At 41.3% G+C, this 11,812-nt stretch carries 9 protein-coding genes; 5 read left to right on the forward strand and 4 right to left on the reverse strand.

The features are described 5' to 3' along the window. Nucleotides 1-2 precede the first annotated feature (2 nt). Genes ATHSA_RS07380 through glnA form a run of 5 tightly spaced genes read left to right on the forward strand, consistent with a single transcriptional unit; the run spans nucleotide 3 to nucleotide 6,926 of the window. Nucleotides 3-2,933, forward strand: coding sequence for an ABC transporter permease (locus ATHSA_RS07380; protein ID WP_161848464.1), 2,931 nt, complete (start codon nucleotides 3-5; stop codon nucleotides 2,931-2,933). Beyond that, nucleotides 2,930-4,606, forward strand: a complete 1,677-nt coding sequence (gene uvrC / locus ATHSA_RS07385; RefSeq protein WP_161848465.1) for an excinuclease ABC subunit UvrC — start codon at nucleotides 2,930-2,932, stop codon at nucleotides 4,604-4,606. Before ATHSA_RS07380 ends, uvrC begins: the two co-directional genes overlap by 4 nt. 11 nt (nucleotides 4,607-4,617) lie before the next feature. Then, on the forward strand, nucleotides 4,618-5,199 hold the full coding sequence (locus ATHSA_RS07390; RefSeq protein ID WP_161848466.1) for a thymidine kinase: 582 nt from the start codon (nucleotides 4,618-4,620) through the stop codon (nucleotides 5,197-5,199). After that, complete coding sequence (locus ATHSA_RS07395; protein ID WP_197739136.1) at nucleotides 5,192-5,545, forward strand: cupin domain-containing protein; 354 nt, start codon at nucleotides 5,192-5,194, stop codon at nucleotides 5,543-5,545. Before ATHSA_RS07390 ends, ATHSA_RS07395 begins: the two co-directional genes overlap by 8 nt. A gap of 22 nt (nucleotides 5,546-5,567) precedes the next feature. After that, nucleotides 5,568-6,926, forward strand: coding sequence for a type I glutamate--ammonia ligase (gene glnA, locus ATHSA_RS07400; RefSeq protein WP_161848467.1), 1,359 nt, complete (start codon nucleotides 5,568-5,570; stop codon nucleotides 6,924-6,926). Between the two features lie 22 nt (nucleotides 6,927-6,948). Here glnA and pruA read toward each other — a convergent pair whose 3' ends face one another. The 4 genes from pruA to ATHSA_RS10160 are packed head-to-tail and all read right to left on the reverse strand — an operon-like array spanning nucleotide 6,949 to nucleotide 11,738. Continuing rightward, complete coding sequence (pruA, locus tag ATHSA_RS07405) at nucleotides 6,949-8,496, reverse strand: L-glutamate gamma-semialdehyde dehydrogenase (RefSeq protein WP_161848468.1); 1,548 nt, start codon at nucleotides 8,494-8,496, stop codon at nucleotides 6,949-6,951. Between the two features lie 10 nt (nucleotides 8,497-8,506). Continuing rightward, a complete protein-coding gene (locus tag ATHSA_RS07410; protein ID WP_161848469.1) occupies nucleotides 8,507-9,649 on the reverse strand; it encodes an NAD(P)/FAD-dependent oxidoreductase in 1,143 nt (380 codons plus the stop codon). Beyond that, nucleotides 9,646-11,430, reverse strand: a complete 1,785-nt coding sequence (locus ATHSA_RS07415; RefSeq protein WP_161848470.1) for an FAD-dependent oxidoreductase — start codon at nucleotides 11,428-11,430, stop codon at nucleotides 9,646-9,648. Before ATHSA_RS07415 ends, ATHSA_RS07410 begins: the two co-directional genes overlap by 4 nt. After that, complete coding sequence (locus ATHSA_RS10160) at nucleotides 11,427-11,738, reverse strand: (2Fe-2S)-binding protein (RefSeq protein ID WP_161848471.1); 312 nt, start codon at nucleotides 11,736-11,738, stop codon at nucleotides 11,427-11,429. The genes ATHSA_RS07415 and ATHSA_RS10160 overlap by 4 nt, the downstream gene beginning before the upstream one ends. Nucleotides 11,739-11,812: the final 74 nt, after the last annotated feature.

The following is an 11,812-nucleotide window of genomic DNA, read 5'->3' on the forward strand; positions in this document are numbered from 1 at the left end:
CGGTGACTTTTCCTTTTTTTGTTCTTTCTATTGGTGCAATTGTAATAATAGTTATCACCTTACTTTTGGCTTTGAAGTGGAAAATCCTCGCAAAAATGGGAATGAGAAATGCTTTGCGACGCAAAGTAACGATGATGCTTATAATCGCCGGATCTTTAACCGGAACGGCATTTGTCGTCGGTTCTTTTGTCATAAATGATTCTTTCCAGTACTTTATGTATTCTGGCATAAGAAGGAATCTCGGGACGATCGATGAAGTACTAACACCAAACAAAAATCCTTATTTTTCGGATGCGGAAGTATCAAAGTTAGTAGAGGCGCTTTCTAATTCACAATACGTTGAATCAGTTCTTCCGATAATGACCAAAAGCACCGTTGCAGCCCCGGTGGGCCAGATAAGATCTCTCGATCCTTCCAAGATCGCTCAAGTCAATTTCATAGGCGTGAATTTGGATCAACTCAGAAAGTTTGACACAGGTAAGTTCTTTCCCGATCTTTCTCTCTCTGGAAATTCAGTCGTTGTCTCAGAACAGTTTGCAAATGCTTTAAATTTGAAAGTTGGCGATTCTTTTGAAGCGATAATAAATCCATTTCAGATTATTCTCGGATCGCCACAAAGATTCAAAATAGCGGGAATTGTGCCACAGGAAGGTGTACTCGGTTACCAGGATATTCAAGGGATTACCTCTCCGATTTTTATGACAACCGATCAGATGAAGGCAATATTTTCAATCGACAATTACAACGAGATCCTCGTCGCAAATAAGGGTGATTATATAACTGGAGCCAAATACACATCGGATGTTAATTCATTGATAAAGAATTTAGATGTCCCTGTCAAAATTTACAACGTCAAAGAAGAGCAAATAAAAAATCTTAACCAAGGACAGATAGGATGGCTCTTCCTTATTCTAAGCGGATTTTCAATAGCGGCCGGAGTTTTATTGCTTATAAATGTTTACACGATGCTTTCGGATGAAAGAAAAAGTGATCTCGGAACCTTGAGAGCCATAGGTTTTTCGAGGTTTAAAGTTGGATTTATACTTTACTTTGAGGGCTTTGTTTATTCTTTGATCTCTTCTTTTTTGGGCATTTTCGTTGGCCTTGGAATAGCGTGGTTTATGATAAATGAATTCTCAAACCTTGCGACAAATGTAAGTCACGAATTTACGCCTCTTATTAATACCGGTACCTTTAACTTTTCTCTTCACTTTAATTTGCTTTCTTTGATTTATGGTTTTCTTGTAGGATTAATAGTGCCTATCGTTGTGCTTATTTACATGGCCTTCAAAATAGGCCGTCTTAACATAGTAAAGGCCATAAGAGAAATCGAAGATACCGAAAAAGAAAAGAGACACAGAAATTTTGTCTTAACATTTGTGATCTTTTCTATCTCTGTGCTTGTTTCTATCTGGGCCGTATTTTCTTCAAACGCGATTCTAACTTATGGCTCGATAATGACCGCGGCCCTCATCTTTCCGTTCTTCTTTTCAGACAACCTTAGAAGAATCGTTGGAAACTTTTTCTCATTTTCCGTCATCGTTTTTGCCTTCGCATCTAATTTGATACCCTTTATCTCCGAGCAAAGCAGTAAATCTTTGTGGTTACTTGGTTTAAGAAGTTTTTCTATCCTTCTTGCCGCTTTATTCCTTCTGTCCTACAATTTCGAAATTTTCGATAAATTTCTCGGCATCTTTTCTCTGAAAAAATATCGTGCCGCCGTAAAACTTGCAGTTGCTGAGACTGCGCATCACAAAAGAAGAACGGGCCTAACTATAGCGATGTATTCGATAGTTATATTCGTTATTTCTCTTATGACAGTTATTCCTTATTCCGAAACTTTGCAGATAAATTCTGCGAAATCTACGATTTTTGGCGGTTTCGATACCGTCGGTATACCGATAATTGGCAAGTTAAATGTATCTTCATCTCAACTTTCAAATTTAGATTACATAACCTATTACGCCACTATGTCCATGATCTCTGCAAAGTACATTTCGAATGGAAAGGTTTCTTCTGATTACCAGATGGTAATTTTGAATAAACGTCTCGTAGATGGACTCGATCTTCAGGTAAACAACGCCGTCAACGGCATAAAGGACCTTAAAGGCCTTTACGATTATCTTGATTCCCATCCAGGGAGCGTTGCTGTCTTTGGTCTTAACGGTATAAAAATAGGTCAAAAGATTTTGATATCCAATGAAGGGGTATCGAACTTCAATTTTTCCCAGTCTTCTCAATCACAAAACACGACCTCTTCGGCCACCTTTCTTAAAAATCCAAAAGAATTTACCGTCGTTGGAATACTCCAAAGCAACAACAATTACAATGCAATTCCCGCCGGCTTTTACACGACGATGAAATCGGCATCCGTTTTTGACAACATCTCACCTACGGAATTCTTGCTCACAAAACTCGCCGGTACAACGGAAGAGGCACAGTACGAGAATTTCCAGAAATTAACGGCATTTCTAAAGACAAGGTTTATCTTCGCACTCTTTTCGAAACAAACTGTCGAGATATTCACGAATATACTCAACGGATTTGTCAACATAGTCAATGTCTTCCTTTACTTCGGTCTTTCTGTCGGCATAATCGGCCTTGCGATACTCATAGTGAAATCGCTTCACGAGAGGAAAAAAACAGTTGGAATACTTAAAGCGCTTGGGTTCAGCAAAAATCTTATCTTCACGAGTTTTTTCCTCGAGATAAATTTTGTCGTTGTGCTTGGTATTTTAATAGGATTTATAACCGGCGTTGTAACTTCGTATCTTATTTACACGACTTTAAATCTCGGAACGATTTACATACCTTTGGGGCAGTTTGCGATTCTTGGAATCGTCTTTTATCTCATATCGGTCCTTACGACATTTATACCCACGAGAAATGCGACGAGAATACCACCTGTGGAGGCTTTGAGATATAGAGAATGATCGAAAAAATAAAGGAAATTCCGGATAATCCCGGAGTTTATATCTTTAAATCAAATGGAAAGATAATATACGTTGGCAAGGCTAAAAATTTAAAGAAAAGGGTTTCATCTTATTTTTTATCCAATGCCTCGGAAAAAGCAAAAAAAATAGTCGAAGAGGCGGACGGTTTTGAATACACAATAGTTTCTAATGAAAAAGAAGCGTTGCTTTTAGAGGCAAACTTAATATACACAAATAAGCCTAAATACAACGTTTTATTAAAAGACACACGCGTTTATCCCTATGCCGTCTTTACGAATGATGAATTTCCTTACATTGAAATCACGCATCAAAAAGTCCCCGGCGCTTACGGCCCATTCACGAGTGTGAGTTTCCTAAGGACTCTCATAGAAATAATCGATCCAATTCTTCAAATAAGAAATTGCGATTACGATCTTTCAAAGGTAAAAAGACCCTGTATAGAGTATGGAATGAAAAGATGTTCAGCACCATGCGCGGGGTTGATAACAAAAGAAGAATATGCAAAAAGAATCGAAATTGCCAAGTCTTTTCTTTCCGGTAACTCTAAAAGGTTAAAAGAATGGATAAAGGAAAAGATAAACAATTATTCAAAGATGGAAATGTTCGAATCGGCACTTAGGTTGAAAAAACTGTACGATAGGCTTGAAGAATTTTTGGAAGTCCAGAGTGTAGAGTTAGATGGAAATGTGAATTTAGATGTTTTGACGATAGAAAGCGGCATTGTCGTGATGCTAAAGATAAGAAATGGAATGATGCTTGCAAAACTTGAATTCGAAATCAACGGTGGATATGAGGACTTCATAAAATGGTACTACGTAGGAAGAAATGAGGAACTTGCCGATAGGATTGTCGTCAAAAAGAGATTCAAAAAGATGAGCGAGATCTCAAAGATCCTGTCTACACGGATAAGTTTACCTGTCGATGAAAATGAAAGACGTCTGGTATCTATAGCGTACAAAAACCTCCAGAACAGAATAAAAAGTTCTGAGGTCATCAAAAATTCATTGAACAGGCTAAAGGAACTTTTAGATCTTCCAATGCCTCCGAAATTTATAGAAGGAATAGACATTTCCCACACTCATGGAGATTTAACCGTTGCCTCGGTCGTTACATTTGAAGATGGAAAACCCAACAAAAGCCTTTACAGAAAGTATAGACTTTCAATCGCAAAGATAGACGATTTTGAATCAATGAGACAGGTTGTAAAACGCAGATATACAAAGCATCCGCTCCCGGATCTTTTGCTAATAGATGGAGGAAAGGGACAGGTAGATGCGGTCAAGGGAATTCTTGATGAGTTAAAATTGAATGGAAAGATCATAGGACTTGCGAAGGAAGACGAAAGGATCGTCTTTCCTGATGAAAGGCCCGATCTTCATCTTAGAAGAGACGATGGTGCCCTTAGAATTCTAATAAGTGTAAGGGATGAAGCGCACAGATTTGCCACCTCCTACCATTATTCCCTAAGAGACAAAGAGATGGTAAGGTCTGGACTTGATTCTATCCCGGGCATTGGTGAGAAAAGAAAAAAGTTACTTTTAAAGGCCTTTAAAAACATAAACGGGATAAAGCGTGCCTCCTTTGAAGAGATTAAAAAAATCGTGGGAGAAAAGGTGGCCATGAGGATAATCGAAAAGATTTCAAAAGATTAGGAGGTGGTCCTTTGAAAGGAACGTTAGAGGTCGTAATAGGGCCGATGTACGCGGGAAAAACGGAAGAATTGATAAGAAGGGTTGTAAGAAGAAAGATAGCAAAGCAAAATGGCGTTATATTCAAGATTTTATCTGACACGAGAAATAGAGATCCTCTCGTTGTTTCAAGGGCAGGGACACATTTCGAAGCCGAGTTCGTAAAGGATGCGTCAGATGCAAAAAAGTACATTAATTCAGGCCTTGATTATGTGGCATTTGATGAGGCTCAGTTCTTTGGAGAGGATTTAATTCAGGTCGTAAAAGAATTCATCGATGTCGGAACGGATGTTATAGTTTCCGGTCTGAATTTGGATTTTCGAGGCGAAGTTTTTGAAAATGTTATGAGGATAGCTGCAATGGCCGATGAAATCGTACTTCTTAAGGCTGTATGTGTTGTGTGCGGTAAAGATGCGACGCTAACGCAAAGACTTATATTCAAAGATGGAGAATGGGTACCGGCCTCTTCGAAAGATCCTGTCTTTAAAGTCGAGGGATCGGATGTAGAGATCAAATACGAGCCAAGGTGCAAGGATTGCTGGAAGGTGGGTGAATGAATTGGCACTGGTTGGAAATCATATGGAAGTAATGCCAGAAATAATAGATGGAAAAGGCGCAAAGGCCGTTGAAAAGCGTGTTCTGATAGGACCTGCGCAGGGCGCTCCGAATTACATAATGAGACATTTCAGAATAAAGGCCGGAGGTTACACGCCGGATCATTCTCATCCGTGGGAACATGAGGTTTACGTCTTAAAAGGCTATGGATTTTTGAGAAATGATGGAAATTCCATACCGATAAAATCCGGTGATTACGTTTTTGTGCCGGCCGGCGAGCAACACCAATTTTGTGCCGGTGATGATGGAATAGAATTCATCTGTGTAATTCCAAAATACGGACAATAAAATAAAAAGAGGAGGAAGCAAAATGAACGAAGAAGAATTTCTGAAAAAAGTTAAGCGTTACGATTATCTCGATCTCAAAATTTACGACGTTAACGGGACTCTAAGGCATGTTACACTCCCATCTGGATATGTCAGTCAGTCAATTCTTACAAATGGAGTTGGGTTTGATGCCTCAAACTTCGGTTACATGAACACATCTTTCAGTGATATGATAGCCATGCCTTTGATATCCACAGCCATCGATGAACCCTTTGCAGAATCTACGCTTTCTGTCCTGTGCGATGTCATGTTGCCGGACCGAACTTCTTTTGGATGGTATCCGAGAAATGTGCTGAAGAAAGCCATCGATCATGTAAAAGAACTTGGAATTGCGACGAAGATGATGGTTGGTCCAGAGATGGAGTTTAACATTTTCAAAAGTATATCCCACGAAATATCTCAAAGATCTGTCTGCGTAAAGATAAAAAGCGAGTCTGAATGGCCCCTGAAGCATGAGCCAAATATAGAGATAGAAGAAGGATACCATAGATTACCACCTTTTGATTCTACCTATGAGATGAGAAATGAGATGGTTTCCATCCTCACAGATATAGGCATGCCAATAAAGTACCATCACCACGAGGTCGGAATATCCCAATTTGAAATAGAATTTCAATTGTTAGATGCAATCGAGGCGGCCGATTGGATACCACTTTTGAAATACATAGTAAGAAATGTGGCGCACGAATATGGATACGTTGTGAGTTTCCTTCCAAAACCCCTTAAAGATCAGGCTGGCAACGGAATGCACGTTCATCAATACCTTGTAAAGGACTCGAAGAATATCTTCGACGATCCGAAAGGCCTTTATTCGCTTTCAAAAAAGGCGCTTTCTTACATTGCTGGTCTTCTTAAACATGCTCCTGCAGTTATGGCCTTTACAAATCCATCTACGAATTCTTACAAAAGGCTCGTGCCCGGTTTTGAAGCCCCAACAACACCTTCATTCGCATTTGGAAATAGAAATTCCGCCATAAGAATACCTGCCTACGTAAATGATGGAAATGTAAGGAGAATAGAGTTCAGGACGCCTGATGCAACGGCAAATGTCCATTACGCGATGTCTGCCATGCTTCTTGCAGGCATTGACGGTATAAAACAAGATCTCGATCCGTCAAAAGAAGGTTTTGGTCCATTTGAAGGAGATCATATGCCAAACTTGAAAAATCTTCCTTCCACGCTCGACGAGGCTTTAACCGCTCTCGAAGAAGATCACGAATTCCTTTCCCCGGCCTTTACCTCTGACTTTATAGAGATGTGGATTGAAAAGAAACGTAAAGAGATCCAATTCATAAATTCGATACCCCACCCGGGAGAATACGATCTATACTTCGGAATTTAAAAACAGCGCTTTCGCGCTGTTTTTAAATCCTTTCGGCTATAGACTTTGCCTGAAGGAAGAGCAGGAGATAATCTCTTCCGCCGGCCTTCGAATCGGTGCCGGACATGTTGAATCCTCCAAATGGCTGGACGCCTATAAGGGCGCCGGTTATCTTTCTGTTTATGTAGAGATTTCCAACGTGAAATTCATCTTTTACTCTCTTTATCCTGTCCTTTCTTTTTGTATAAGCTCCACCGGTTAGGCCATACTCAGTTCCGTTGAAGATCTGGACTGCCTCATCAAAGTCTTTTGCCCTTATGAATGCGAGTACGGGACCGAAGATCTCTTCTTGGGCAATTCTTGCACTTCCTTTGACTTCAGAAAAGATCGTCGGTTCTATGAAAAATCCCGTATTTCCGATCCTTTTTCCGCCAAGGACAAGTTTGCCCTCATTCTTTCCTATTTCTATGTATTTCATTATCTTGTTCATAGCCTCATCGCTCGAGACCGGCCCCATCCAATTTTCAAAGTTAGATGGATCTCCCACCTTTATCTTTTTGGACCTATCTATAACCTTTTTAAGCAATTCGTCATAGATCGAATCGACGGCGATAACTCTCGAGCATGCCGAACATTTTTGTCCCTGATTTCCAAAAGCACTTACGACGATGCCTTCGGCTGCCGCATCGAGATCGGCCGTTTCATCGACCACAATCGCGTCTTTCCCGCCCATTTCCAAGATCACGCGCTTTATCCATTTCTGCCCATTCGGTTTTGCGGCGAGTTCGTTTATTCTAAGTCCAACTTCTTTTGAGCCTGTAAAGGCTATAAACCTCGTCTTTGGGTTCTCTACAAGATAATCGCCAAGTTTTGATCCCGAGCCGGGAACGAAATTGAAAACTCCATCGGGGAGTCCAGCCTCGCAGAAGATCTCCGCGACCTTTGCCCCTATAACGGAAGTGATTGAAGCGGGTTTAAGCAAGACGGTATTTCCAGAGGCTATCGCCGCGGCCGTCATGGCGGTGAGAATTGCGACCGGAAAGTTCCATGGTGGAATTACAACCCCTGCGCCAAGCGGAATGTATTTTACCTCATTTCGTTCTCCAGGTATCTGATAAGGTTTGTATCCCCTGGCGTACCTTATCGCCTCGCGCGCATAATAGTTGAGTGCGTCTATGGCCTCGGCCACGTCTCCATCGGCTTCGGTCCAGTTCTTTCCAACTTCGTAGACCATCCAACTGTCTAATTCATACCTTTTTTCTTCCATCAACTTTGCAACTTTGAAAAGGTATGAGGCCCTTTCGGTTGCCTTTGTATTCTTCCAAGATTCGAAGGCCTTCCATGCCGCGTCAAAGGCCATGTCTGCCTCGGATTTTGTGCAACTTGCGACGTATCCAACAACTTCAGATGGATTTGATGGATTGATCGAGGTGATTTTGTCTTTTGTGTCTATCCATTTTCCTCCTATGAAGGCTTTGTAAGTCTTTCCGAACTCCTTTTTGACCGATTTGAGTGTTTCCTCCATTCTCGATTTGCTGGCCGGGGATTTGAAATCGAGAACTTCCATGTTTTTAAATTTTTCGATCTTCATGACAACCTCCTCAAACGACATTTTTCTCTATCTCGATGTGTTCTTTGAATCTATCCATTTTCAAATTGCTTATGTCCATCGTGATTGTCTTTCCATGAACGATCATTTCGGCGACAGCCTCTCCGACGGCCGGTGCCAACATAAAGCCGTGCCCGCTGAATCCCGTCGCGTATATGAACTTGGAGACATCTCTCGATTCATCTATTATAGGCTGGGCGTCGGGAGACATGTCGTAGGCTCCAGACCACTGTCTCACTATGTGGACATTCTCGAGAATTGGAAAGTCCTTGACCATTTTTTGAGCCATTTCCTCGAGAAATTCTATAGAATTTCCGAGATCCTCTCCCGGCATAGGATTTGCATCTCCCTGACCCATCAAAAGAGAGCCATGCTTTGTCTGCCTTACATAATAATTATGGTTGAAATTTATCACAAGAGGATCAAGAAAATGATTGACAGGTTCCGTTACAAGTATCTGGTGCCTTTCGCCGTGGACAGGGATATCAACGTTTATCATCTTTCCTATCTTTGAAGATTCAAAACCAGCGGCGTTGACAACCGTGTCTGTTTTTATATACCCTCTATCTGTTTGAACTCCTATTATCTTTTTGTTCGCAATGTCAATGCCTTCGACCTTTGTGTGTGTGATAAAGTCTCCGCCCATTCGTCTTATCGCCATGGCATAGGCAATGTTGGCGATTTGTGGATTTGCATGACCATCACTTTGGCACCAACTACCAATCCTTACACCGTCCAGGTTCATAAATCCAAATTTATCCTTTATTTGAGATTTTGAGAGTATCTCGACATCGAGGCCTTGTGCTTTTTGCATCTTCACATTTTTTACGAAATCCTCTTCTTCCTCTTGAGTGTAGGCAAGTAAAAGATATCCTCCCTGTTTGTATTCTATATCCATTCCCACATCTTTTTCGAATTTTTTAAACAATTCGACACTTCTCATCGCAAGTCTGACATTCATGGGAGAAGACCACTGCTGGCGTATTCCTCCAGCGCATCTACCTGTCGATCCCGAAGAGATGTATGATTTTTCAATAACGCATATATTTTTGACGCCCATTTTAAGGAGGTTAAAGCCTACCGCGCTTCCTATTATTCCCCCTCCTATTATTACAACCCCGTAGGAATCCTTCATTTTTCTCCCTCCTTCAAAAAGACTTTGAACTCGACTGGCTTCGTTGGTGGTCTTGATGTGCCATGTGAAAGCGAGGAGATGGGGATCCCTGTTTTTTTAGAAAGTATTCCAAGCACTACCATCTTGCAATTCTTTCCGTTGCACGGTCCCATTGTAACTCTTGTCAGCCTTTTTAGTTCCTCAAAATCAGTTATACCCGAATCTATGACTTTTTCGATCTCATCGAGGGTAACCTCTTCACATCTGCAAACGTAGGGACTCTCTTTTGATTGATACTTTACATGTCTTACCATATCGACGAATTCGGAAGGCAATTCTACGTAGACGATATTAGTTTTATTGGGATTTTTGACAACTCTTTTGACCTTTACATCGCAGACGTAATTTCCTTCCCTGTCGATTCCCCACATTACATCATCCATCTTTGGAAGAGGTAAAAATTCGTATGGAATACCGAGGGTAGCGGTTTTGCCATCTACTTTTTTCATAAAGATGGCAAGGCCCGGGCAGGCTGTCACGCAAACTGCACATCCTGTGCATTTCGAAGGATCAAAAGAAGGCACTGAGTTTATATTACTTCCAACCTTTATGGCATCAAATTTGCAGGCATACTCGCAAGAATTGCAAGGTATCTCTTCGTTACATTCTATCACCGCGTGTAATTTAGAATCATCGTACTTTTCGAATTTTTGAGATTTTGGGATATCTATTTTTGGAAAATTTATACCCATCTTTTCAAGGCCTGTTCGTATCTTTGACGATTTAGGACCACTTCTGAAAATGACAAGGGAATTCAAATCATACAAAATCTTATCTTCAAGGCTTTCACCGGTAAGATCCTCGAATATCTGCATGGCCGCAATCTTTCCTTCCATCATGGCAGTTGTCGCTTCTTCTATCGAAGAAAGGTCTCCGGCCACAAAGACATCGTGATTTGTCGTGCGCATCCGTTCATCTCTTAGCGGTACATATCCGCCGAGTTCTGGAATGTATGAAACCTTTGCGCCAGATTGTTCGGCAAGTTCTATAAGAGGAGTAAGTCCGACGGCCACACAGATCGTATCGACAACGACCTCTCTTTCTGTACCCTTGACCGTGTTGAAATTTTTGTCAACATTGGCGATGACGGCTCCTTCCACTTTTTCATCGCCTATGGCCTTTACTATCGTATGACCCGTCAAAATGGGTATTCCAAGGCGTCTTACCTTATTTGCGTGGACTTCATATCCTCCGACTTTATCAAGTGCTTCAAGGATCATCTTAACCTCGACACCAGTCTGGGCAAGTTGATAGGCCAAAATGAGCCCTATGTTGCCCGAACCAACTATTAAAAATCTTTTTCCCGGGAAAATTCCATACTGGTTCATGAGCGTCTGAATGGCGCCCGCACCGTAGACACCCGGAAGATCTGAATTCACAAATGGAAGTTGCCTTTCCATGGCTCCTGTTGCCAAAAGCAATTTTTTGTACTGAACTTTTTGGATCTGTCCATCTTTTACGTAGGCAACAGTGTTTTGAGGATAAATTCCTATAACTGTCGAAGAGGGTGAAATTTCGACAGGCTTTTTTTGAATCTCTTTTAAGAGTTTATCTGCAATCTCAAATCCTCTCGTTGATGCGTAATGTTCATGATCTCCGAAAAATTTGTGAGTTTGCTTTACAAGTTGACCACCGAGCCTGTCATTTTCGTCTATGATGAGAGTCTTCACCCTATCTCCCAAAACGGTGGCGGCGCTCATGCCGGCCGGCCCTCCACCAATGATTATGACATCGTACATCATAGGAGATCACCGTTTTTGTTCTGCCTTCTGACCTGCATTCCATCTCTTACTTTCGTCATACAGGATCTGACGTTGGGAATGCCATCTATCTCCATAAGGCAGGCCGAACATTTTCCGATGGCACAAAAAAATCCGGCAGGTCTTCCGTCTATGGGAGTATACCTTAAGACCCTTATTCCGGCAGCGTGAAGGGCTGCGGCAACACTTTCTCCTTCGTATGCTTCTATTTCTCGTCCTTCAAAGAAGATCTTTACACGTGCTTTACGTTGAAAGTTAAGGATAGGATGTTCTAAAATCCTTCCTTCCATATGCTTCCTCCTCTTTTCTGTGCGCTTACAATCGTCACCTTTATACAATTACACGACATATTATGACATTTTAC

Source organism: Athalassotoga saccharophila, assembly GCF_009936215.1.
Classification (GTDB): domain Bacteria; phylum Thermotogota; class Thermotogae; order Mesoaciditogales; family Mesoaciditogaceae; genus Athalassotoga; species Athalassotoga saccharophila.